This window comes from Ralstonia sp. 1B3 (assembly GCF_036631435.1).
Map to the genome: position 1 here is coordinate 28,730 of NZ_JAPNUG010000032.1, position 23,329 is coordinate 52,058.

The 23,329-nt window shown below is 64.5% G+C and carries 23 protein-coding genes and 4 pseudogenes; 3 read left to right on the plus strand and 24 right to left on the minus strand.

All coding sequences use genetic code 11. From position 1 onward, the window contains the following. Positions 1–41: 41 nt before the first annotated feature. From OWR21_RS09370 to mutL, 19 genes and pseudogenes are all read right to left on the minus strand, one after another. Positions 42–512, minus strand: coding sequence for a cytochrome c-type biogenesis protein (locus OWR21_RS09370; RefSeq protein ID WP_316899826.1), 471 nt, complete (start codon positions 510–512; stop codon positions 42–44). Continuing rightward, positions 505–1,047 (minus strand): DsbE family thiol:disulfide interchange protein, encoded by a 543-nt coding sequence (locus OWR21_RS09375; RefSeq protein ID WP_316899824.1) that lies wholly within the window; start codon positions 1,045–1,047, stop codon positions 505–507. Before OWR21_RS09375 ends, OWR21_RS09370 begins: the two co-directional genes overlap by 8 nt. Further along, a pseudogene (locus tag OWR21_RS09380) lies at positions 1,044–3,060 on the minus strand (heme lyase CcmF/NrfE family subunit). Before OWR21_RS09380 ends, OWR21_RS09375 begins: the two are co-directional and overlap by 4 nt. Continuing rightward, complete coding sequence (gene ccmE, locus OWR21_RS09385; RefSeq protein WP_316889946.1) at positions 3,057–3,527, minus strand: cytochrome c maturation protein CcmE; 471 nt, start codon at positions 3,525–3,527, stop codon at positions 3,057–3,059. The pseudogene OWR21_RS09380 and the gene ccmE overlap by 4 nt, the downstream one beginning before the upstream one ends. Further along, entirely contained in the window at positions 3,524–3,676 is a 153-nt protein-coding gene (locus OWR21_RS09390; protein WP_316889945.1) for a hypothetical protein, read from the minus strand. Before OWR21_RS09390 ends, ccmE begins: the two co-directional genes overlap by 4 nt. Beyond that, positions 3,673–4,419, minus strand: a complete 747-nt coding sequence (gene ccmC, locus OWR21_RS09395; RefSeq protein ID WP_332395068.1) for a heme ABC transporter permease CcmC — start codon at positions 4,417–4,419, stop codon at positions 3,673–3,675. The genes OWR21_RS09390 and ccmC overlap by 4 nt, the downstream gene beginning before the upstream one ends. Positions 4,420–4,461: 42 nt before the next feature. Then, positions 4,462–5,130 carry a heme exporter protein CcmB gene (gene ccmB, locus OWR21_RS09400; RefSeq protein WP_332395069.1) on the minus strand — a complete coding sequence of 223 codons (669 nt, stop codon included), beginning with the start codon at positions 5,128–5,130 and terminating at the stop codon, positions 4,462–4,464. Then, a pseudogene (gene ccmA / locus OWR21_RS09405) lies at positions 5,127–5,757 on the minus strand (cytochrome c biogenesis heme-transporting ATPase CcmA). Before ccmA ends, ccmB begins: the two are co-directional and overlap by 4 nt. A 52-nt stretch (positions 5,758–5,809) precedes the next feature. Beyond that, positions 5,810–6,397, minus strand: coding sequence for a cytochrome c3 family protein (locus OWR21_RS09410; protein ID WP_147213409.1), 588 nt, complete (start codon positions 6,395–6,397; stop codon positions 5,810–5,812). Positions 6,398–6,409: 12 nt separating this feature from the next. Then, entirely contained in the window at positions 6,410–6,913 is a 504-nt protein-coding gene (locus tag OWR21_RS09415; protein WP_332395070.1) for a nitrate reductase cytochrome c-type subunit, read from the minus strand. A 40-nt stretch (positions 6,914–6,953) separates the two neighbouring features. After that, on the minus strand, positions 6,954–9,470 hold the full coding sequence (napA, locus tag OWR21_RS09420) for a periplasmic nitrate reductase subunit alpha (protein WP_332395071.1): 2,517 nt from the start codon (positions 9,468–9,470) through the stop codon (positions 6,954–6,956). Continuing rightward, positions 9,442–9,786 carry a chaperone NapD gene (locus OWR21_RS09425; RefSeq protein WP_147213406.1) on the minus strand — a complete coding sequence of 115 codons (345 nt, stop codon included), beginning with the start codon at positions 9,784–9,786 and terminating at the stop codon, positions 9,442–9,444. Before OWR21_RS09425 ends, napA begins: the two co-directional genes overlap by 29 nt. 87 nt (positions 9,787–9,873) lie before the next feature. Then, on the minus strand, positions 9,874–10,038 hold the full coding sequence (gene napE / locus OWR21_RS09430; protein ID WP_442968613.1) for a periplasmic nitrate reductase, NapE protein: 165 nt from the start codon (positions 10,036–10,038) through the stop codon (positions 9,874–9,876). Positions 10,039–10,196: 158 nt separating this feature from the next. Beyond that, positions 10,197–10,847, minus strand: a complete 651-nt coding sequence (locus OWR21_RS09435; RefSeq protein WP_147213405.1) for a DNA-3-methyladenine glycosylase family protein — start codon at positions 10,845–10,847, stop codon at positions 10,197–10,199. Between the two features lie 15 nt (positions 10,848–10,862). Further along, a complete protein-coding gene (alkB, locus tag OWR21_RS09440) occupies positions 10,863–11,519 on the minus strand; it encodes a DNA oxidative demethylase AlkB (RefSeq protein ID WP_332395072.1) in 657 nt (218 codons plus the stop codon). A gap of 10 nt (positions 11,520–11,529) precedes the next feature. Then, positions 11,530–12,270, minus strand: coding sequence for a 2OG-Fe(II) oxygenase (locus tag OWR21_RS09445; RefSeq protein WP_332395073.1), 741 nt, complete (start codon positions 12,268–12,270; stop codon positions 11,530–11,532). A gap of 80 nt (positions 12,271–12,350) precedes the next feature. Continuing rightward, positions 12,351–12,878: a GNAT family N-acetyltransferase gene (locus tag OWR21_RS09450; RefSeq protein WP_332395099.1), complete on the minus strand. Its 528-nt coding sequence runs from the start codon at positions 12,876–12,878 to the stop codon at positions 12,351–12,353. A gap of 2 nt (positions 12,879–12,880) precedes the next feature. Continuing rightward, positions 12,881–13,851, minus strand: a pseudogene (miaA, locus tag OWR21_RS09455) (tRNA (adenosine(37)-N6)-dimethylallyltransferase MiaA). Between the two features lie 6 nt (positions 13,852–13,857). Next, positions 13,858–15,771, minus strand: coding sequence for a DNA mismatch repair endonuclease MutL (gene mutL, locus OWR21_RS09460; RefSeq protein ID WP_332395074.1), 1,914 nt, complete (start codon positions 15,769–15,771; stop codon positions 13,858–13,860). Between the two features lie 125 nt (positions 15,772–15,896). Between mutL and OWR21_RS09465 the strand changes: the two genes are divergently transcribed. Continuing rightward, positions 15,897–16,541 (plus strand): VTT domain-containing protein, encoded by a 645-nt coding sequence (locus OWR21_RS09465; protein WP_037027145.1) that lies wholly within the window; start codon positions 15,897–15,899, stop codon positions 16,539–16,541. Positions 16,542–16,544: 3 nt separating this feature from the next. Here OWR21_RS09465 and OWR21_RS09470 read toward each other — a convergent pair whose 3' ends face one another. Both OWR21_RS09470 and murJ read right to left on the minus strand, forming a co-directional pair. After that, a complete protein-coding gene (locus OWR21_RS09470) occupies positions 16,545–17,390 on the minus strand; it encodes a SirB1 family protein (RefSeq protein WP_027680649.1) in 846 nt (281 codons plus the stop codon). Then, positions 17,390–18,942: pseudogene (murJ, locus tag OWR21_RS09475) on the minus strand (murein biosynthesis integral membrane protein MurJ). The gene OWR21_RS09470 and the pseudogene murJ overlap by 1 nt, the downstream one beginning before the upstream one ends. A gap of 315 nt (positions 18,943–19,257) precedes the next feature. On the opposite strand from murJ, the gene rpsT reads away from it, so the two are divergent. Then, the gene (gene rpsT / locus OWR21_RS09480) at positions 19,258–19,524 is read left to right on the plus strand and encodes a 30S ribosomal protein S20 (RefSeq protein WP_004631753.1); all 267 of its coding nucleotides are present in this window, start codon (positions 19,258–19,260) and stop codon (positions 19,522–19,524) included. A 141-nt stretch (positions 19,525–19,665) separates the two neighbouring features. Here the strand turns inward: rpsT and OWR21_RS09485 are convergent, their stop codons facing one another. Next, complete coding sequence (locus tag OWR21_RS09485) at positions 19,666–19,989, minus strand: DUF3579 domain-containing protein (RefSeq protein WP_027680651.1); 324 nt, start codon at positions 19,987–19,989, stop codon at positions 19,666–19,668. Between the two features lie 369 nt (positions 19,990–20,358). Between OWR21_RS09485 and argF the strand changes: the two genes are divergently transcribed. Continuing rightward, the gene (gene argF, locus OWR21_RS09490) at positions 20,359–21,285 is read left to right on the plus strand and encodes an ornithine carbamoyltransferase (RefSeq protein WP_332395075.1); all 927 of its coding nucleotides are present in this window, start codon (positions 20,359–20,361) and stop codon (positions 21,283–21,285) included. 83 nt (positions 21,286–21,368) lie between these two features. On the opposite strand, the gene argG is transcribed toward argF, so the two are convergent. Together argG and ppnP are read right to left on the minus strand one after the other, a co-directional pair. After that, positions 21,369–22,706, minus strand: coding sequence for an argininosuccinate synthase (argG, locus tag OWR21_RS09495; protein WP_012762767.1), 1,338 nt, complete (start codon positions 22,704–22,706; stop codon positions 21,369–21,371). A gap of 148 nt (positions 22,707–22,854) precedes the next feature. Then, the gene (ppnP, locus tag OWR21_RS09500) at positions 22,855–23,172 is read right to left on the minus strand and encodes a pyrimidine/purine nucleoside phosphorylase (RefSeq protein WP_027680653.1); all 318 of its coding nucleotides are present in this window, start codon (positions 23,170–23,172) and stop codon (positions 22,855–22,857) included. Between the last annotated feature and the right edge of the window lie 157 nt (positions 23,173–23,329).

Sequence of the window (23,329 nt, forward strand, 5' to 3'; positions counted from 1 at the left end):
CGTGAGGGCAGCCGCCAGCAGCCAGAACAGGGTCATCACAGTCATGGGCGGGGGTCGTCCGGTGACGACGACGCAAGCAGTGCAGCGAGGCGCGCCTGGGCGTCGGGGTCCATCTCGGCAGGCGCCGGCTTCCGCTGTTTGCGGGACGACACGATGCCGAACACCACCGCCATCAGCAACAGCACCGGGCCGAACCACAGCAGATACGTCAGCGGTTTGACGGGCGGACGGTACAGGACGAAATCGCCATAGCGCTGCACGAGGTACTGCTTCACGTCGGCTTCGGTGGCGCCGGCGCGCAGTTGTTCGCGAATCTGGCGGCGCAGGTCGACGGCGAGGTCGGCGTTGGAGTCGGCGAGGGTCTGGTTCTGGCAGACGAGGCAGCGCAACTGCTCCGACAGCGCATGGACGCGGGTGTCGAGATCGACGTCCGACGCCGTCGCACGGGCGGGCATTTGCAACGTGAACGCCGCGACGCCTGCGAGAACCAGCGCAGCCAGTCGTTTATGCATGACCGCCCTCCTGCTCCAGTTGCTGCAGCAGCGGCACGATCTTGCGTTCCATGGATTCGGCTGTGACGGGGCCGACCTGGCGATAGCGGATCACGCCGGCGCGATCGATCACGAAGGTTTCCGGCACACCGTACACGCCGTAGTCGATGCCGACCTTGCCGTCTGCATCGATGAGCGAGGCGACATACGGATCGCCCATCTGCTTGAGCCACGCGCGGGCGGCGCTGGCGTCGTCCTTGTAGTTCAGGCCGTAGATCGGCACAGGCGATTGTTTGGCGAATGCGTTCAGCACGGCGTGCTCTGCGCGGCATGCGGTGCACCACGACGCCCAGACGTTGAGCATCCACACCTTTCCGCGCAGGTCTTGCGGCGTGACGGTGGTGGCAGTTGAATCCAACGCCGTCAGCCGGAACGCCGGTGCGGGCTTGCCGACCAGCGGTGAGGGCAGCTCACGCGGATCACGCGACAGCCCTGCCGCCAGCGCAATCACCAGAACAAAGAACGCTGCCAGCGGCAGCACGTAACGCAGCTTCACCGGGGCTCCTCTGTTGCCGGCATCGCCAATGGGGACTCGCCAGTGCGGTGTCGGGTGCGGTGCGCGATGCCGTGGAGCGGCGGCGGAGCCGGTAGCGGCGGTCGCACACGGCCAGCAGGCCGCCCAGCACCATCAGCACGCAGCCGCCCCAGATCCAGCTGACGAAGGGCTTGATGTAGACGCGCATGGCCCAGTTGTCCTGTCCGAGTGATTCGCCGAGCGCGACATAGAGGTCGCGCGTGATGCCGCTGTCGATGGCGACCTCGGTCGTGGGGTTGTCTTGGCTGTGATACAGGCGCCGCTCAGGCAGCAGTGTGGCCACGGGTTTGCCGTCGCGGCTGACGTCGACGTGGCCGCGCAAGACGTCGTAATTGGGGCCCTGGGCCGGTACAACGCTGGTGAGGTGGAACGTGTAGCCGCCCACCTCCACCGTGCCGCCTACGCGCACGGGCAACTCGCGTAGCGTCTCTTGGCTGAGCACGAGCGTGACGCCCGCGATGAACACACCGACTCCCGCGTGCGCCACGAGCATGCCGAAGTAGCTCGGCGGCAACTGCCGCAATGTCGTCAGTCGATTGCCGGGCCGCCGGAGCTTTTCGGCCAGACTGGCCAGCGCGCTCGCAAGACACCATGCGGCGAGCGTCAGCCCCAGGCCTGCCAGTGCGGACGTCCGATAAAACACCGCGAGTCCGAGCCCGACCACAACACTCGCCACTGCCGCCCAGCGCAGCCGCACGGCCATCGGCGGCAGCGCACCATGACGCCAGCGCGCCAGCGGCGCCGCGCCCATCAGCAGCACCGCAGGCGACATCAGCGGCACAAAGACCTGCTCGAAATACGCGGGTCCGACCGAGATCTTCCCCAGCCGCAGCACATCGAGCACCAGCGGATACAGCGTGCCGAGCAACACCGTGGCGGCAGCCACAGCCAGCAGCACGTTGTTGGCCAGAAGGAACGATTCACGCGCGAACAGTGAGAACGTGGCGCCTTCCGCCGCGTTGCCGGACAACCGCTTTGCCCGCCACGCAAACAGACCCAAGGCGCCCCCCGTCACGATCCCCAGCAAGGCGAGGATGAAGAGACCGCGTTTCGGGTCGACCGCAAACGCGTGCACCGACGTCAGCACGCCCGAGCGGACGAGGAACGTGCCGAGCAGACTGAGCGAGAACGTGAAGATGGCCAGCAGCGCCGTCCATGCGCGGAACACGCCGCGCTTTTCCGTCACGGCCAACGAGTGGATCAGCGCCGTGCCCGCCAGCCACGGCATGAACGAGGCGTTTTCGACCGGGTCCCAGAACCACCAGCCGCCCCAGCCGAGTTCGTAATACGCCCACGCGCTGCCGAGCATGATGCCGGTCGTCAGGCATGCCCAGGCGGCCGTCGTCCACGGCCGCGACCAGCGCGCCCAGGTGGCATCGAGCCGGCCGGACAGGAGTGCGGCCATGGCAAACGAAAACGCCACCGCAAAGCCCACGTAGCCCATGTAGAGCATGGGGGATGCGACACCATGCCCGGGTCTTGCAACAGCGGATTGAGATCACGCCCTTCCATCGCCGGCGGCAACAGGCGCAGGAACGGGTTGGATGCGAACAGCAGGAACAGCAGCAGCCCCGTGCTGATGGCGCCCATCACGCCCAGCACGCGCGCCACCACGGGCAGCGGCAGCTGTCGGCTGAACAACGACACGGCCAGCGACCACAGCGCCAGCATCGTCGTCCACAGCAACATCGATCCCTCGTGCCCGCCCCACACGGCGGCCACGCGATAGGGCAGCGGCAGCGCGCCGTTCGAGTTGGCAGCGACATAGAGCACGCTGAAGTCGTTGCTGACGAAGGCCCATGTCAGCGCGCCATACGCCAGAAGCACCAATGCGCATTGCAAGCGCGCGGCAGGGCGCGCCACGGCCATCCAGCGCTCGTCGTCGCGCGCGGCGCCCACCAGCGGCAGCACGGATTGCATGGCCGCAGTCAGCAGCGCGAGGATCAGCGCGAAGTGGCCCAGCTCGGCGGTCATCGTGACGCACTCCGGGCGGATTCCTTCGCCATCTGTTCGTTGACCTGCGCGGCGCGTCGTACGGCATCGGCGGCTTCGGGCGGCATGTAGTTCTCGTCGTGCTTGGCGAGCACCTCGCTGGCGACGAAGACGCCGTCCTGGCCGAGACGGCCGCGCGCCACCACGCCCTTGCCCTCGCGGAACAGGTCGGGCAGCAAGCCGCGGTAGACGACTGGCACGCCGCGCGCGGTGTCGGTGACGATAAAGCGGATCGTCATGCCGTCACGTTCGCGCTGGATGGAACCGCGCTCAACGAGCCCGCCCAGACGGAAGACCTGCGCCACGGGCGCTTCCTTGGCGGCGATTTGGCTCGGGCTGAAGAAAAACACCAGATTCGAGCGGAACGCATTCAGCGTAAGTGCGGTGGCTGCACCCGCGCACACCAGTGCGGCGATCAGGATGCCGAGACGGCGTTGTCTGCGTGTCATTGGTCGCCGCCGTCTGGATGGGCGTGACTGGCGCGGTTGGCCGCGCGCAAGCGGCGGGCAAGCAGCAGCATCTCGGCCGCAATGCAGATCGCGGCCACAATAAACGCGCCCGCAATATAGTCGACGTGGTTGACGGAGAACTGGCTCATGCGGGCGTGCTCAAGTTGTGGTCATCGTCGGCGCGTTCGCGCATGATGCAGCGCACGCGAATCAGCGCCACGCAGATGCTGTACATCCAGCACGCGAGCGTCATCAGCAGCATGCCGAGCAGCATCGTCATCGCCATGGACGGTGCCGCCGTCAGGCTGATGGACGCGCCCTGGTGCAGCGTGTTCCACCACTGCACCGAGAAATAGATCACGGGGATGTTGACTACGCCGACCACGGCCAGCACGGCGCAGGCGCGTTCGGCGCGGCGCGGGTCTTCAATGGCGCTTTCCAATGCGATGAAGCCGAGGTACAGAAACAGCAGCAGCAACTCCGACGTCAACCGCGCATCCCATACCCACCATGTGCCCCAAGTGGGCTTGCCCCACAGCGCGCCGGTCCATAGCGCGATGGCGGTGAAGAGCGCACCCGTGGGCGCGAGTGCTGACGCCATCATCGACGAAAGCCGCGTGCGCAGTACCAGCCCCAGCGCGCAATAACCGGCCATCACGAGGTAGATGAACATCGACATCCACGCAGCCGGCACGTGCAGGAAGATGATGCGATAGACCTCGCCTTGCTGCGCATCGGTGGGCGCCACCATGAAGCCGACATAGAGGCCGGCGATGAGGAACAGAAGTGCGGCCACGCCAAACCACGGTGCCAACTTGCGCGCGAGCGGATCAAACCGCACGGGGGACGCATACGCGAGCCAGTTCCAGCGCCGCGACGCAGGCTGGCGCACGGTGATGGGCGTGGTGTGGGTCCGGATCGATTCGTCATCGGGTCATTCCACGGCAATGCGCAGCCCGGCAGCCGTGGCCAGCGGGCAGACAAACAACGACAGCGCCAGGCAAGCGCCCAGCAACGACAGATGCGGCATCACATCGAGCCCCGCATCAGCGGCAGATCCGGCGCCCGCGCCAAACACAAGCACGGGCACACAAAGCGGCAGCACGAGGATGCACAACAGCGCTGCGCCGTTGCGCACGCCCAGTGTGAGCGCTGCACCAACGGCACCGATCAGCGCAATGGCTGGCGTACCGATCAGCAGCGTGACGGTCAGCAGTAGCGTTGCATGCAGCGGCAGGCTGTACTGCTGGGCCAGGATGGGCGTCAGCAGCAGCAATGGCAAGCCGCTGGCGAGCCGGTGTGCGGCAATCTTCGTCAGCACGATCAGCGCAAGCGGGTGCGGCGACAACAGCAGTTGATCCAGGCTGCCATCGGCGCGTTCCTGCGCAAACAACCGAGAGAGCGAGAGCATCGACGCCAGCAGCGCCGCGACCCACAGGATGCCCGGCGCGAGCATGCGCAACTGCTGCGGGTCGGGGCCGATGGCCAGCGGGAACAGGCTCGCCGCAATGACGTAGAACACCACGCCGCCGACAAGGTTGCCGCGCCGCCGCCATGAGAGCGCAAGGTCGTGTCGCAGGATGGCCATCAGCATCGGCTTCATGCGGTGCCTCCCAGCCTGAGCACGCGATTCGCCCCTTGCGGGCGCGACAGCAGGTGGTGCGTGGCCATGATCGCCATGCCGCCTGCACGCAAGTGCGCATCGAGCTGTGCGGTGAAGAGGCCGACTGCATGATCGTCGAGCGAGGCGATCGGTTCATCGAGCAGCCACAGTTCGCGCCGGGCGAGCAGCAAGCGCGCCAGTGCCACGCGCCGACGCTGTCCCTGCGAGAGCTTGCGCACCGGCGCGGCGGCAAGCTCGCCGAGTTCGAGCGCTTCCAGTGCGCGCCCGATGCCAAACGGCTCAGATGCCGGGCCGCGCAATCCGGCCAATTGCATGGCCAGCCGCAGGCTCGGTCACCGTGAGATCAGGGTCGATGCCGTTGGTGTGCCCAACGTAGCAAAGCGCATTGAGGAAAGCAGGGTCGTTGCTGCGCACGGGCACGCCCTGCCATGTCAGCGTGCCGCTTGCCGGTGCCAGCAGGCCGCAGAGCACACGCAGCAGCGTGGTCTTCCCGCTGCCGTTCGCTCCGGTGATCTGCACCAGCTCGCCTGCCGACACCGAGAGCTCCAGCTCGCGGAAGATTCGTCGGCCTGCGCGCGAAAACGTCAATTGGCTGGCAACAAGCACGTCAGGTGTCGGAGTCGAATGGGGGCTGGCACATGTTGCACGATCGCGTGCGTCACTCGGTTTTCATCTTCGACATGTCAGGCAGATGGTGCGCAATGCCCTTGTGGCAGTCGATGCAGGTCTTCTCCTTGCTGCCCAGGTACTGGGAGTGCATGGCAGACGCGCGCGGGCTTTGCCGTGTGAAATCCATCGAATCGTAGTTGTGGCAGTTGCGGCATTCCAATGAATCGTTGGCCTTGAGGCGATCCCATTCGTGCTGGGCCAGTTCGAGCCGGTGGGCTTCGAATTTCTCGCGCGTATCGATGGTGCCGAATATCTTGCCCCACACTTCCTTGGAGGCCTGCATCTTCCGTGCAATCTTGTTCGTCCAGGCGTGCGGAACGTGGCAGTTCGAGCAGATGGCGCGTACACCGCTGCGGTTGGTGTAATGGATGGTGCTCTGCAGCTCCTGGTACACGTTGTCGTGCATTTCGTGGCAGCCCGTGCAGAACGCTTCGGTGTTCGTCACCTCCATCGCGGTGTTGAACGCGCCCCAGAACACCACGCCGGCAACAAAGCCACCCAATGTCAGAAAGCCCAGGCTGAAATACGCACTGGGCCGGTTGATGGTGCGCCAGTAGCGCTTGATCAGGTCGAACATGGCTGCACCGCCTCAGTTCTTGCCAACGCTCTTGCCGTCAGGCTTGCGTTTGAGCAGTTCATCGACATCGACAAACGTATTGGTGATAAGCGGCTTGGCGTCGGCCTGCGGCACGTGGCATTGCGTGCAGAAGAAGCGGCGCGGCGAAACGTCGGCCAGTTGATGGCCGTCGCGGTCAACGTAGTGCGTGGGGCTGATCGGAATCGCCCGCATCTCTTCGGCCTTCGTACGCGCATGGCAGGACAGGCAACCGTTGTTGTCCTTGGTGATCTGATACATGTAGGTGCCGTCGATCTTGTGCGGAATCGTCGGCGGCTGCCCGGTGTAGTTGCGCTCGCGGCGCACGTCCTTGTTCTCGGTCGGATACAGGATGGGCGGTGTCGATTCGGCCGCGATCGGCGTGGCGCCGCGCATGGCGTCGACAACGCCTTGGGCCTGCGCGGGCAAGTTGGCAAGGGTCGCCAGCAGCAGCGCACAGAGTGCGGCTGGCAGTCCCAGGAGTCGGCTGAGCTTCATGACGTTTTCCGGTTGCGCGTGTGTCGTCTGCCTGGGCTCGTCAGACCTTCACGATCTTGACGGCGCATTTCTTGAAATCCGTCTGCAGCGAGATCGGGCAGGTTGCATCCAGGGTGACCTTGTTGATGAGCTGGCTTGCATCGAACCAGGGCACGAACACCAGGCCCTTCGGCGGCTGGTTGCGGCCGCGCGTTTCAATGCGGGTGCGCATCTTGCCGCGCCGCGAGATCACCTCGACCTCGACGCCACGCCGCAGCCCCAACGCCTTCGCGTCTTCGGGGTGCATGAAGCAGACCGCATTCGGGAATGCGCGATACAGCTCGGGCACCCGCCGCGTCATCGAGCCCGAGTGCCAGTGTTCCAGCACGCGGCCGGTCGACAGCCAGAACGGGTATTCCTTGTCCGGCACTTCCGGCGGCGCCTCATAGGGCAGGGCGAAGATCACCGCCTTGCCGTCCGGGTTGCCATAGAACTGGTAGCCGGTGCCGGCCTTGACGTACGGATCGCTGCCTTCCTTGTAGCGCCAGCGTGTTTCCTTGCCGTTGACCACCGGCCAGCGCAATCCGCGCGCATTGTGATAGTCGTCGAACGGCGCCAGGTCGTGGCCGTGGCCGCGCCCGAAGCTTGCATATTCCTCGAACAAGCCCTTCTGCAGGTAGAAGCCGAACGCCTTGGCTTCTGCATTGTTGTATTCCGGGTCGACGTCCTTGAGCGGGAACTTGTCGACGTTGCCGTTGCGGTAGAGCACGTCGTAGAGCGTCTTGCCGCGCAGCTCCGGCTTCTTGGCGATGAGGTCTTCCGGCCAGACTTCTTCCACCTTGAAACGCTTGGAGAATTCCACCAGTTGCCACAGGTCGGAACGTGCCTCGCCGGGCGCATCAACGAGTTGATGCCAGAACTGCGTGCGGCGCTCGGCGTTGCCGTAGGCGCCTTCCTTCTCGACCCACATGGCGCTCGGGAGGATCAGGTCGGCGGCCAGTGCGGTGACGGTCGGATACACGTCCGAGACAACGATGAAGTTCGCCGGATTGCGGTAGCCCGGGTAGCCTTCCTCGTTGATGTTGGCGCCGGCCTGGATGTTGTTGTTGACCTGCACCCAGTACGCATTGAGCTTGCCGTCTTTCAGCATGCGGTTCTGCAGCACGGCGTGATAGCCCGGCTTTTCCGGGATCGTGCCGGCGGGCAGTTTCCAGATGTGCTCGGCTTCCTCGCGGTGCTTCGGGTTCGTCACCACCATGTCGGCCGGCAAGCGGTGCGAGAACGTGCCGACTTCGCGTGCGGTCCCGCAGGCCGAGGGCTGGCCCGTCAGCGAGAAGGGGCTGTTGCCCGGCGTGGCGATCTTCCCCGTCAGCAGGTGCAGGTTGTAGATCATGTTGTTCGCCCAGGTGCCACGCGTGTGCTGGTTGAAACCCATGGTCCAGAACGAGACGACCTTGATCTTCGGATCGGCGTACAGCTCGGCAAGCTTCTGGAGCTGCTGCTTGAACTCCTTCTCCTTGCTCTTGTCCGGGTTCGCCAGCTTGGTGGTGTAGTCCAGATCGTACGTCGAGACGAACTTTGCGAACTCGTCGAACGAGATCGGTTTGGAATCGCCCACCTTGTCGGCATTCTTTGCGGCCTTCTGCACGGGGTTGTCCGGCCGCAGGCCGTAGCCGATGTCGGTCACGCCCTGCTTGAAGACGGTGTGCTTGTTGACGAAGTCCGTGTTGACCTTCTTGTTGATGATGATGTAGTTCGCGATGTAGTTCAGCATCGCGAGGTCGGCCTGCGGCGTGAAGACGATCGGAATGTCGGCCAGATCGAACGAGCGGTGCGTGAACGTCGACAGCACCGCGACCTTCGTCTTCGGCGCAGACAGGCGCCGATCCGTCACGCGCGACCACAGGATCGGATGCATCTCCGCCATGTTCGAGCCCCACAGCACGAACGCGTCGGCGACTTCGAAGTCGTCATAGCAGCCCATCGGCTCGTCCATGCCAAACGTGCGCATGAAGCCGGCCACGGCGGAGGCCATGCAGTGGCGCGCGTTGGGGTCGAGGTTGTTCGAGCGAAAGCCCGCCTTCATCAGCTTGACGGCGGCGTAGCCTTCAAAAACGGTCCATTGGCCGGAGCCGAACATGCCGACAGCGGTCGGGCCCTTTTCCTTGATGACGCGTTTGAACTGCACCGCCATCTCGTCGAACGCACGGTCCCAGCTCACCGGCGTGAACTCGCCGTTCTTGTCGTACTTGCCGTTCTTCATGCGCAGCAGCGGCTGGGTCAGCCGGTCCTTGCCGTACATGATCTTCGACAGGAAATAGCCCTTGACGCAGTTCAGGCCCCGGTTGACCTCGGCCTTCGGGTCGCCCTGCGTGGCCACCACACGGTTGTCCTTGACGGCCACTTCAACGCCGCAGCCGGTGCCGCAGAATCGGCAAGGCGCCTTGGACCACTTGAGCTGCGTCAGCTCTTTGTCGGTGACGAGGTTTGCGGCGCCGACAGGAAGCGTGACGCCCGCTACCGAAGCGGTGGCGGCGGCAGCGGTCTGCTTAATGAACGCGCGGCGAGAGACTTTCATCGTCCATTTCCTCATTCATGGCGTCTGCCATTTCGTTGTGCTGATAGATCAGCGCGGTGTTCAGCACACCGTCGATCTGCTGAATGAACGCCAAGTGGGCTGCAATGGCGCGCGAGCTGGGCGCCTCGAGCGTGACCACGAGCTTGCCGTTGTCGCTGGCCGCATGGATTTCGCTGCCGGCGATGGCTTCGATGGATTGGCTTACCGATGCAAGCTGGGTTGGCCGCGTCTGGACCAGAACCCCGGCGATATGCCACTCGTCATCTTCGAGCGGCGCCGGCCGAATGGGGATGTCTATTTTTCTTGTGTGTCGCATGACGCTGTTGTGGCGATCAACGCCTTTTCTAATCAGTGCTGCGCGAACATATGACCGACTCGCCCTCGGACCCCCCGGGGCGTTAAATCAATGCGTTGGCGGACCGCTCAGTAATTGCGTTGCCCAGACGATAAAGCCGTATCCGGACACGATAAGTACGGAAAGAACCGGCACCATCACCGCTGTCAGAAACAGGAAGCTCCGCAGTTCTTCGGATTTACGTTGCGCGTCGACGTTTTGGGGCTGTTCCACGATGACTCGACCAATGAGGGCGGCGCAATGGCGCGCGAACATTTTCCAGTAAAGCGAACGTCGCACGGGAATTCAAGGTTTTCGCATGATCCCGGCGTGCCCGCTATCGCGCAACCGATATGTCGGTGGGGCGTGATCTAGCGCAAGATTTGCCCGATTCACGCGCGTGAAACATTGACGGGCACGCGCCATAAATACCAGGCCGCGACGGTCCGATATGGGCTCCATGCAACGCCGAGTTTTTCCATCTGCTTGCGCGTGGGCGTGCTGTCGAGCCGCTTCAGGCGGCGGTAGCCATCACGCACGCCGAAGTCATCTGCGGGCAGGATGTCGGAGCGCTCCAGCGTGTAGATCAGCAGCATTTCGACCGTCCACCGGCCGACTCCGCGCAATGTCACCAGACGTTCGATGAGCGTTTCGTCCGGCATGGCGCGCGCCTGTTCACGCGTCGGGACGACGCCGTCGAGCGCGGCTTGTGCGATGCCGCGAATGGTCGCCAGTTTGGTCGCCGAGAAGCCGCAGGCGCGCAGCGCCGCCTCGTCGGTGGCCAGCACTTGCTGCGGTGCAGGAAAAGCCGCTGCCGGATACAGCGCGAGGAAACGTCCCAGGATGGCGTCGCCGGCCTTGGCGTGCAACTGCTGATAGGCGATCGCGCGGATCAGCGCTTCATAAGGTTCGCGCGCAGGCTTGGCGGCGTGGCGGCACGGTCCGATCGCTGCGATATGGCGGGCCCAGTCTTCGTCCAGCGTGGCAAGGAAGGCTTCGGCTTGTCGGTAGGCCGTATCGGACAGGTCTGCGGCGATGGTCATGCGGTAATTTGCCGGTCAGCCGGCCTTGCGGAACGTGAGGTTGATGCGCTGGCTACCAAGCAGCGCATGCGGGTGGTCTTTGAGCGGCGCAACGCCGTGATAGCGCAGGCGATCCGGCCCGCCCCAGACGACGACATCGCCGTGAAAAAGGGGGATGCGCTGCGTCTTGTCGGCGCGGCGATGTCCGCCAAACAGAAAGACGGCCGGCATGCCGAGCGACACGGAGACGATCGGCGCGCCGTAATCCTGCTCGTCCTTGTCCTGATGCAGCGACAGGCGTGCGCCGGGCACATAGCGGTTGATGAGGCAGGCGTCGGGCGTGAAGCCCGGGAAGCCGGCCGCTGCGGCGGCGTTGCGCGCAAGGCGCAGGAACACGTCGGGCAGCGGTGGCCACGCGGCTCCCGTGAGCGGGTCGTGCGTGGCGTAGCGGTAGCCGCGGCGGTCTGAAGTCCAGCCCAGCGTGCCGCTGTTGGTGAGCGCGACCGACATCTCAAAACCGCCCGGTGTGACCATGTGGCGAAACGCTGCCTGCTGCGCGATGGCGTCGACCGCTGCGAGCAGGGCCGGTGCATCCGCCAGCGCAAAACCACGCAGTACGAACGCCGCCTCGCCGAGCGCAATGCGGGCGTCATCGGCGGGTGCGCGATCGGCAAACAGATCGCCGGTGGTCATGGTGTGGTCGCTACAGCGCGTCGTGGAAGATGATGCCAACAGTATGCCGCTGGCCGGAGCGCAGGCGGCTCACGCCGTGGCGCATGTTTACGCGGTACGTGCCGCGCGTGCCTTGCACGGGGCGATGGTGTACTGCAAAGACCACCGCATCGCCTTTGCGCAATGGCACCACCTCGGGCCGCGACTGCATCCGCGGGCGCTGCTCCGTCATGACGAACTCGCCGCCGCTGAAATCGACGCCCGGTTCCGACAACAGGATGGCGACCTGCAGCGGGAAGACGTGTTCACCGTAGAGGTCCTGATGCAGGCAGTTGTAGTCGCCAGGGCCGTATCGCAGGATCAGCGGCGTCGGACGCAGCTGGCCGGCTTCGTGGCAGCGGCGTAGAAAATCGGCGTGTTTAGCTGGATAGCGCGCGTCGATATCCATGGCTTGGTTCCAGCGGTTGGCGATGGTCGCCAGCGGCGGGTAGAGCGAGGAGCGCAACTGTGCGATGAGGTCCGGCAGCGGATACGCGAAATACTGGTATTCGCCGCGCCCGAAGCCATGACGCTCCATCACCACGCGTGAGCGGTATAGGCGGTCCTGCGGGTACAGCGCGGTCAGGGCGTCACAGGCATCGTTGTCCAGCAGGCTCGGCAATACGGCGCTGCCGGCATCGTTGAGCGCGTCTTCAACGGCGAGCCAGTCGATGCCTTCTAGATCGGGACGGTGCCCCGCGCTGATATGTGCGCCGGCCGTGGAAGGCGGCATATGCGCTCCTTTCGGAGATTCGATATGCCAAGCCTACGCTCGCTGGAGTGCGCGCGGCACTCCGGAGCTTGCGGTCAAATTCAGGCGGCTGCGGCCAGGCTGGCGGGCATGGTGGTGGCGGCCAGCTTGGTCAACGCATCGCCGGTGGCGCGGCAGATGCGCCACTCGGGCAGCACATCGGCGCCCATGGCTTCGTAGAAGGCGATGGACGGCGCATTCCAGTCCAGCACGCTCCATTCGAAGCGGCCGCAGTCTCGCTCCCGCGCCAGGCGCGCCAGGTGGATCAGGAGTGCCTTGCCGATGCCCAGGCCGCGGTATTCGGGTTCCACGAACAGGTCTTCCAGATACAGGCCCGGCTTGCACAGGAAGGTCGAGAAGTTGTGGAAGAACAGCGCAAAGCCCACGGCCCGGCCGTCGACTTCCGCCAGCACCGCTTCGCAATACGGGCGTGGCCCGAACAGCATCGTCGCCAGCGCTTCAGGCGTGGTCTGCACCAGGTGCGTGAGCTTTTCGTACTCGGCCAGCGCAGAGATCAGGCGAACGAGCGAGGCGCAGTCGTCCGGCGTGGCAGGGCGCAGCGTGAAGCTGCTCGCTGTGGTGGCGGTCATTGTCATCGTGGTTCCAGTGAGGTTTGGACCAGGCGCGCAACCTGGTCGACGTAATCGGGCGCGAGGCAGTCGACCACGTGCCGCTCCGGCGTGCTGCGCAGCCACGTGATCTGGCGCTTGCAGAGCTGGCGCGTGGCGGCGATGCCTTGTTCGCGCAGAGCCGCCATGTCGATTTCGCCGTCCAGATAAGCCCACGCCTGGCGATAACCGACGCAGCGGATGGACGGCAGCGTGGGCGAAAGATCGCCGCGGCGGCGCAAGGCCTCCACCTCGTCGAGCAGGCCGCCGGCGAGCATCGCGTCAAAGCGCTGTGCGATGCGCGCATGCAGCACGAGGCGGTCGGACGGTTCCAGCGCAATCGTCGATACGGCGCAGCCGCATCGTGTTGCTGGAATGCATTTGCGCCGACCTCGCGTGCGAGCAGGGCAGACATCGGCTGGCCTGTCAGCCGATACAGCTCCAACGCGCGCTGGATGCGCTGCGCGTCGGTTGCGTGCAGTCGCGCGGCCGTCACCGGATCGACCTGCGCCAGTTTGGCGTGCAACGCCGGCCAGCCATCGCGGGCGGCTTCGGCATCGATCTCCGCGCGGATGGCGGGATCGGCGCCGGGCAAATCGGAGAGCCCTTGCGTGAGCGCCTTGTAATACAGCATCGTGCCGCCGACGATCAGCGGTAGCCGGCCGCGCGCGCGGATGGCATCGATCAGCGCATTCGCATCGTTGGCAAACTGCGCGGCGGAATACGCATCGAGCGGATCGATGATGTCGATCAGGTGATGCGGCGCGATGGCTTGTTCTTCGGCGCTGGGCTTGGCGGTGCCGATGTCCATGCCGCGATACACCAGCGCGGAATCCATGCTGATGATCTCGACCGGCCAGCGCTCGGCCAGCTTCAATGCCGCGGCGGTCTTGCCAGACGCGGTCGGGCCCAGCAGGCAAATCGCGCGCGGGGCGCTTGCAGCGGACGCAGTCATCGGAACTTACTGGCCACGCAGGAAGAGGCGATCCAGGTCAGCCACGGTGAGCTGGATCCACGTCGGGCGACCGTGGTTGCATTGGTCGGCGCGTTCGGTGGCTTCCATCTGGCGCAGCAGCGCGTTCATCTCATCGAGATTCAACCTGCGGTTGGCACGCACGGCGGAGTGGCACGCCAGCGTGGCCAGCAGTTCGTTCTGACGTTCGGCCAGCACGCGCGAGCCACCGTAGGCCTGCAGATCGCGGAGCACGTCGCGGGCCAACGCCTGCGCATCGGCCTTCTGCAGCAGCGTGGGCACCGATCGCACGGCCAGCGTGGTCGGCGACACGGCGGAGATGTCGAAGCCGAGGAGCGTGAGCGTGTCGCGGAACTCCTCTGCGGTGCCGATCTCTACCGGGCTCGCGGCAAACGTCACCGGAATCAGCAGCGGCTGCACTTCCACGCGCCTGGCTTCCAGCGCGGTCTTGAGCTGTTCGTAGAGGATGCGTTCGTGTGCGGCATGCATGTCGACGAGCACCATGCCGCGCGTGTTCTGCGCCAGCACGTAGATGCCGTGCAACTGAGCGACGGCAAAGCCGAGCGGGTGCGCATCGTCGCCATCGTCATCGGCGTGCTGCACAGCGGCCGGCTCCGCAACGGCGACAGGCGCTTGCGCAGTTGCGGTACCGCCGTCGAACAACGTCGCGGCGCTCGCCACATCGGTCATCCAGGCCGGGCGGCTCGACGGCATGGGCGCGCTATCGCCGCGCATCATCGACAGGTATTCCGCACGCGGCTGCGCAATGCCGAGCGACGTCTGCCGCGCGGCCATCTGGTTGATCCAGCGCGTGGTGTTGTCGGCGGGCGAGGGCGCCGTCGTGACGCCCGCAACCTCCGGCGCATCGGCGATGTCGGTGCGCAGGCTGTCGCCCTGTTCGCCGGCGTGGCGGGACAGGGCGCGTTGCACCGCGTGATAGACGAACTGGTGCACCGCGCGGCTGTCGCGGAAGCGCACCTCGATCTTGGACGGATGCACGTTGACGTCCACCGCTTCGGGCGGCAACTCGAGGCACAGCACGTAGGCGGGGAAGCGGTCGCCGTGCAGCACATCTTCATAGGCGCTGCGCACGGCGTGCGTGAGCAGGCGATCGCGCACGAAGCGGCCGTTGACGTAGAAGAACTGATGATCGGCCCGGCCGCGCGACGCGGTCGGCAGGCCGGCAAAGCCGAACAGGCGCAGCTCGCCGGCGGATTCTTCGAACGGCAGGCGCGCGCGGGCGAATTCGGTGCCGAGCACAGCCGCCGATCGGGAATCCGCCTGCGTGGCGTTCCAATGTTCCAGCGGCTTGCCGTTGTGATGCACGGAGATGGCCACGTCGGGCCGCGCCAGCGCGGTGCGGCGGATCACCTCCATGCAGTGGCCCAGCTCGGTCTGCTCGGTCTTCAGGAATTTGCGGCGCGCCGGCGTGTTGAAGTACAGATGCTGGACATCGACCGTGGTGCCGACGCCGCCCGAGGCGGGCTGCGCTCGCCCCGTTTGCGCAATGATCTGCGTGGCGTGGGCATCGTTGGCCGTGCGCGACGTGAGCGTCAATTCGGCCACCGAGGCAATCGAGGCCAGCGCCTCGCCCCGGAAGCCGAGCGTCGCCACCGATTCCAGCTCTTCCAGCGAGCCGATCTTGCTCGTCGCATGCCGCATCAGCGCGACGGGCAGTTCGTCGGCCGGAATGCCGCCGCCGTTGTCGGTAATGGCAATGCGCCGCACGCCGCCTTCCTCCAGCTTGATCTGCAGCTGCGTGGCGCCGGCATCCAGCGCGTTTTCCAGCAGCTCCTTGACCACGGACGCAGGCCGTTCGACCACCTCGCCGGCCGCGATCTGGCTGATCAGCTGGTCGGGAAGGGGGCGGATGGGGCGGCGGGAAGTCGAGGCGGAAGTCATCGCGGCATTATAAATGTCACGCCCTGTGCGGCGCACTGCAGCAAGCCCCGCCAAGGGCAAGGGGAAATCTAAGTCACATCCGGTATCATTTCCCGCTCGTTCAGGGGGAAGGTTTGGATATCGTGATGCAATTGGTCGACATCGTGTTGCATGTCGACAAGTCGTTGGGCTTGCTGATTCAGCAATACGGCGCGTGGGTCTACGTGCTGCTGTTCGCCATCGTGTTTGCCGAAACCGGCCTCGTGGTGCTGCCTTTTCTGCCGGGCGACACGCTGCTGTTCATTGCTGGCGCCATGTGTGCCACGGGCCAGATGGACGCCTGGCTGCTCATCGTGCTGCTGGTGATTGCTGCGACGACGGGCAACACCGTCAACTATTTCGTCGGCTCCTGGATCGGTCCCAAGGTATTCGACGGTCACATCCGCTTCCTCGATCACGAAGCGCTGATGAAGACCCACGGCTTCTATGAGCGCCACGGCGGCAAGACGCTGGTGATGGCGCGCTTCATCCCGGTGGTGCGCACGTTCGCGCCGTTTGTCGCGGGCGTGTCGAAGATGACGTTCGCGAAGTTCCAGCTCTTCAACATGATCGGCGCCGTGCTGTGGGTCGCGATCCTGGTGCTGTCGGGCGAGGCCTTCGGTAATGTGCCCGTGATTCGTGATCACCTGAACACGATCGTGCTGATCGGCCTGGGCGCGGCGATCGTGCCGCTGGCGCTGGGCGGGCTGTGGAAGCTGCTCAAGCGCCGTCGCGGCGTGGCGCCGAAGTAGGCGTCAATTCAAGTGCTTGCTCATGGCGCGCAGCGTCGGCATGCGCTCCTTGAGCTTGGCCGTGTCGGCTGCGTCCGGCCGGGCATCGACGTACGCTTCCAGGTCTTCCAGCGCGGGCCGGAAGCACTCCAGGTTGGCGTAGGCCAACCCCCGGTCGCGCACTTCCTCGATTGAATCGGGCAGCAAAATCACCAGCCGCTGCTGCACCGCCAGCAGGCGCTGCCAGCGCGATTCCTGCAGGTAGATCGCTTTCAGATTGCGCAGCATGCGCGCGATGATCTCGCGGTGCGTGGCCACTTGCAGGAACACCCCGAGCGGCACCGTGTTCGGATCTTCGATGCCTTCCTTTTCCAGGTACGGGTCGAGCATGTCCTGCAACTCTTCCTTCGATAGCGTCTGCCCCGTCAGCGGATCGAGCACCACCTCGCCCGCAGGAATGCTCATGCGCACCAGGAAGTGGTTGGGGAAAGACACGCCCTTGAGCGGCAGGCCGATCTGCTGGCCGATCTCCATCAGCAGCACCGCCAACGAGATCGGAATGCCGCGCCGGCTTTGCAGCACGGCATTCAGATAGGAGTTCTCGGGATCGTAGTAATCGTTTGCATTGGGCCCGAAGCCCAGCTCGCGATAGAAGAACTGATTGAGCAGGCGCAGGCGCTGGATGGCCGGCGTGCCGTCGGCGATGCGGTTCTTGATCCGCGCGACGAGCACGTCAATGGCGGCCAGCTCGGCTTGCAGGTCCAGATCCGGATACGCGTCCTGCGCAATCGACAGGGCGGTTTCTGTGAGAGGGATGCTGTCGTCGTCCGCGACCAGGGCCGAAAAATAATCGAGGACTTTAGTGGTCATCAGATGGCCTTTTTTCGGAACGTGGAGAACTTCAATCCGGTGAGCCACAGTGTACCGAAATAGACCACCGCGCACAGGACCAGGCTTGCCCCGAGCAGCGCGATGCGCACAAGCGGCTTGGCGCCCAGTCCCACCCAATCGAAATTGTGGGCGAGCCATAGCAGCGCCCCGGCCAGCAGCAATACCGCCGCCATCACCTGCGCGATGAACAGCCCCCAGCCCGGCAGCGGATGGTAATAACCGCGTCGGCGCAGGCCGAAGAACAGCAGCGCCGCATTGATAGTCGCGCCAAAGCTGATCGACAGCGCCAGCCCCGCGTGCCCGAAGATCGGCACGAAGACATAGTTGGACAACTGCGTCGCCACCAGCACCACCAGCGCAATCTTCACCGGCGTGCGAATGTCCTGCCGCGCATAGAAGCCGGGCGCCAGGATCTTGATGACGATCAGTCCGATCAGGCCCACGCCGTACGACGTCAGCGCCTGGCGCGTCATCTCGACGTCCATGCCGGTGAATTTGCCGTAGTGGAATAGCGTGGCCGTGAGCGGTGCGCCAAACACGAACAGCCCCACCGCAGACGGCACCGCCAGCAGCACGGTGAGCCGCAGGCCCCAGTCGAGCAGCGATGAGTACTCTTCACGGTTGTTCTCGGCGCTGGCCTTCGACAGGCTGGGCAGCAGGATCGTCCCGAGCGCCACGCCCAGCAGCGCGGTCGGGAATTCCATCAGCCGGTCTGCGTAGTTCAGCCACGACACGCTGCCCGTGGGCAGGCGCGACGCAATGTTGGTGTTGATGATCAGGCTGATCTGCGCGACGGACACCGATAGCGTTGCCGGCAACATCTGCTTGAGCACGCGCCGCACGCCCGGGTGATGCCACGCCGCCCGCACGTTGAACGACACGCGCGGCAGCATCCCGACGTTGCGCAGCGACGGGATCTGAATGGCGAGCTGCAGGATGCCGCCCACCATCACCGCGTAGGCCTGGGCGTAGATCGGCGTCTCAAGGTGCGGCGCCACAAACACCGCTGCCACGATGAACGACAGGTTCAGCAGCACCGGCGTGAACGCCGGCACCGCGAACTGCCGCCACGTATTCAGAATGCCCGACGCCAGCGCGACCAACGACACCAGCCCGATGTACGGAAACATCACGCGCGTCATGAAGATCGCCGAGATGTACGCCTGGCTCTCGTGCTCCTTGAAGCCGGTGGCGACCGCGGTGACGATCAATGGCGCGCCAATCACGCCCAACGCCGAGATGATCACCAGGAACCACGTCATCACCGTGGCCACGGAGTCGACCAGCGCGCGTGTTTCGGCTTCGCCCTGGCGGTTCTTGAATTCCCCAGGATCGGCACGAACGCTTGCGAGAACGCGCCCTCGGCGGACAGCCGACGCAGCAGGTTGGGAATGCGGAAGGCGACGTTGAAGGCGTCGGTGTAGACCGAGGCGCCGAAGGCGCGGGCGATCAGCGTCTCGCGAACGAGCCCCGTGATGCGCGAGAGCATCGTCAGGCCGCTGATCGTGGCGAGGGTTTTGAGGAGATTCAAGATGAATGCGTGGTTGGGCGCCGCCTGAGAGGCAAACACGGCGATGGCGGTCTGACCGACGGCGCCATGCGGGGTTCGCGCCCGGCGTGACGAACGTGACCGGAAGGCACAATTGCGGCCGTATTATAGGGACCGGCTCGCCACGCGCCCAAAAGTGCCGCAAAAGTCGCAAACTGCGGCTATCCGGGCGATTTCACAACAGGGTTTGCGTTGAAGGCGGAAGTCTGCGTATAATTGCCGTCTTTCACCAATTTGCGCGCTTCGGCCTTCCGTGTCTCCCGGGGCGCTTGCTACCGTTTCTTCAGGGATTTTTCCATGGCAAACACCGCACAAGCACGCAAGCGCGCACGCCAAGCCGTCGTTCAAAACGCTCACAACTCGGCTCTGCGCTCGCGTCTGCGTACCGCAATCAAGGGCGTCCGCAAGGCTGTGGCTGCTGGCGACAAGACTGCCGCTGCTGCTGCATTCAAGACCGCCCAAAGCACGATCGACAGCATCGCTGACAAGAAGATCGTTCACAAGAACAAGGCTGCACGCGCCAAGTCGCGTCTGTCCGCTGCCATCAAGGCAATGGCTGCCTAAGTTCGGGTGATGCCGGCCTAGCCGGCATGGCGCGACACGCAACGTCGCGCTCCGACGATAAAAAGCCCGTCTTCGGACGGGCTTTTTGCATTCTGTGCGCCTGCACCGTGCACGGCGTTGCGTGGAGGCGTTCTTGGGGTATCAGGCTTTCGCTGCAGCGCCGCCTTCCGGCAGGATGCAGGCTTCTACGAGCTGGAGATTGTTGTCGTGCGCGAAGTTCAGCACGAAATCCAGCGCCTTGGGTTCGATGTCGCGCAGGCGCTCGTCGACGAACACGCTGCGGATGCCGCCCGACATGACGGGGCGCACATACGGGGAATAGGTGAAGCGGGGATCTCCGGAATCGCCGGCAGGGCGGAACTGCGCCATCACACCGCACAGCCGGTCGGCCCAGTCGCTCGGGCGGAACGTTTTTCCGTCGCGGGTGACGCCCTGGATAAAGAATTGGCGAGGGTTGGCTGCCATGGACTGCGTGGGGCTGTGGAGATTTGCAAACGACTTCGACCGTGCGGGTGCCGCAACGTTCGAACGGGGTGCACTTGTGGTGCGGATGATGCGCCTGCCTGGTTGCCGATTCGTGAAGCGGACAGACCGGTTTGTCGTACCGGTGTGCGGACGGTTGGGGCATCCGAGGCAGCCAGTATTATATCTTATATAAGACTTTCATCGGCCTTTCAGCCAGGCCTTTATGGTAGCGGGCGCGCGCGGGCACGAAACTCGCCAAACCGGTGGCGATCCCGTATGATGGGCTGAATCTTCAACAGGCAAGGCGGCTAGGGCGACGTGCTACGGGATGTTCCCGGTGCGTCATCTGCAGGCCGCCTTCGTTGTTTTATGAACCCACCAAGCTCGATCAAGCACTACCTGCAGTTCAAGGACTTTTCGCTGGAAGAGTACGAATACCTGCTGGACCGTTCCGCGATCCTCAAGGCCAAGTTCAAGAACTACGAGACGTGGCACCCGCTGCACGACCGCACGCTGGCCATGATCTTCGAGAAGAATTCCACGCGTACGCGCCTGTCGTTCGAAGCTGGCATTCACCAGCTCGGCGGCCACGCGGTCTTCCTCAACACGCGTGATTCCCAGCTGGGACGCGGTGAGCCGATCGAAGACGCGGCGCAGGTCATCTCCCGCATGACCGACATCATCATGATCCGCACGTTCGGGCAGGAGATCATCGAGCGCTTTGCCGCGCATTCGCGCGTGCCGGTCATCAATGGGCTGACCAACGAATACCACCCGTGTCAGGTGCTGGCCGACATCTTCACCTTCATCGAGCACCGCGGCCCGATCAAGGGCAAGACGGTCACCTGGGTGGGCGATGCCAACAACATGGCCTACACGTGGATCCAGGCGGCCGAGATTCTCGGTTTCCGCTTCCATTTTTCTGCGCCGAAGGGCTATCAGCTGGATCCGGCCATGGTGGCCGATTCCGCTTTGCCGTTCGTCCATGTATTCGAAAGCCCGCTCCAGGCCTGCGACGGCGCGCATCTGGTGACCACCGATGTGTGGACCAGCATGGGCTACGAAGCCGAGAACGAAGCGCGCAAGAAGGCCTTTGGCGACTGGATGGTCACCGAGGCGATGATGCAGCGCGCGCAACCCGATGCGCTGTTCATGCACTGCCTGCCCGCGCACCGCGGCGAGGAAGTCGAAGCGGCCGTCATCGACGGCAAGCAGAGCGTCGTGTGGGACGAGGCGGAAAACCGCCTGCACGTGCAGAAGGCGCTGATGGAATACCTGCTCTGCGGTCGTTATTGAGCGCGCAGCCGCCCCAATCTGCAGGCATAAAAGGCCGCTCGATTGACGTCGGAGCGGCCTTTTTGCCTTGATGCGGCAGGCAGTTACTTCTTGCCGCCGTCGAGTTGGGGCAGCGCGTTGGCGGTGCCCAGCGACAGCAAGCCGGCCTTCGAATAGATGGCCAGCTTGTCGCGCGTGTCCATCAGGTCGAGGTTGCGCATGGTCAGTTGGCCGATACGGTCGGCCGGGCTGAACGGCGCGTCTTCGACCTTCTCCATCGACAGACGCTCCGGCGCGTAGGTCAGGTTGGGCGACTCGGTGTTCAGAATCGAGTAGTCGTTGCCGCGGCGCAGCTCCAGCGTGACGGTGCCGGTCACGGCGCGGGCCACCCAGCGCTGGGCGGTTTCGCGCAGCATGATGGCTTGCGGGTCGAACCAGCGGCCTTGGTACAGCAGACGGCCCAGGCGCAGACCGTTGATGCGGTACTGCTCGATGGTGTCTTCGTTGTGGATGCCGGTCACCAGGCGCTCGTAGGCGATGTGCAGCAGCGCCATCCCCGGGGCTTCGTAGATGCCGCGGCTCTTGGCTTCGATGATGCGGTTCTCGATCTGGTCGCTCATGCCCAGGCCGTGACGGCCGCCGATGCGGTTCAGCTCCAGGAACATCTCCACCGGGTCGGCGATTTCGCGGCCGTTGACGGCGACTGGGCGGCCTTCGTCGAACGTGACCGATACTTCTTCCGCCTTGACCTCGACTTCCGGCTTCCAGAACGCCACGCCCATGATCGGGTTGACGATGCGGATGCCGCTGTTCAGGTGCTCCAGATCCTTGGCTTCGTGCGTAGCGCCAAGCATGTTGCTGTCCGTCGAGTAGGCCTTCTCGGCGCTCATCTTGTAGCCGAAACCTTCCTTGGTCATGAACGCCGACATTTCAGCGCGGCCGCCGAGTTCGTCGATGAAGGCCTGGTCCAGCCAGGGCTTGTAGATCTTCAGTGCCGGGTTGGTCAGCAGGCCGTAGCGGTAGAAGCGCTCGATGTCGTTGCCCTTGAAGGTCGAGCCGTCGCCCCAGATGTTGACGTCGTCTTCCTTCATGGCGGCGACCAGCATGGTGCCGGTCACGGCGCGGCCCAGCGGCGTGGTGTTGAAGTACGTAATGCCGCCAGTGCTGATGTGGAACGCGCCGGATTGGATAGCGGCAATCCCTTCATTGGCCAGCTGCGGGCGGCAGTCGATCAGGCGGGCCTTCTCTGCACCGTACTCCATCGCCTTGCGCGGGATGGCATCGTAGTCTTCCTCGTCGGGCTGGCCGAGATTGGCGGTGTAGGCATAGGGCAGCGCGCCCTTGTTCTTCATCCAGCGCAGCGCAGCGCTGGTATCGAGACCGCCCGAGAAGGCAATGCCGACCTTCTGGCCGACGGGAACGTGTTGCAGGATGGTTTCCATGGTGTGTCTCTTCAGTCTTTCAGTTCTGTGAACCTGTTCAGAATCCGTAGCGAGCGGTTCGAGGTTGGCCTGAGAAGCGCAGCCGTACACGGGTACGGCGAGCATCACAAGGTCAAGATCGAGCCGCGCAGTAGGATCCTGAACAGGTTCAGGCGTAGTGGCAGATGTAGTGGTAGGCCTCGGTCACCCGAATGTCGAACTTCGAGTTGGCCGGAACCTGGAAGCTTTCGCCTGCGCCGGACGTCTTCCACTCGTCGGTGCCGTCGAGCTTGTATTCGCACGAGCCGCCCACGCATTCCATGATCTCGGCCGCGGCCGTGCCGAAGGTCAGCGTGGCCGGCAGCACCACGCCCACGGACTTCTTGGTGCCGTCGGGCAGGGTAAAGCTGTGGCTGACGCACTTTCCGTCAAAGTACACATTGGCCTTGGTGGTCAGGCGGACGCCGTCAAAGGTTTCGGTGGTCATGAAATGGAACGCGAAAAGGGAGATCGTGGGGTCAAACCAGCCATTTTAGGCCATTGGATCGACCGCGGGTACGTCTGGCAGGGGCTGCGCGAATCCAGACACGCTGCATGTGGCGCAAGATGCCCCGCGCGCCCCTCCGGCCGCCTGTCTACACCAC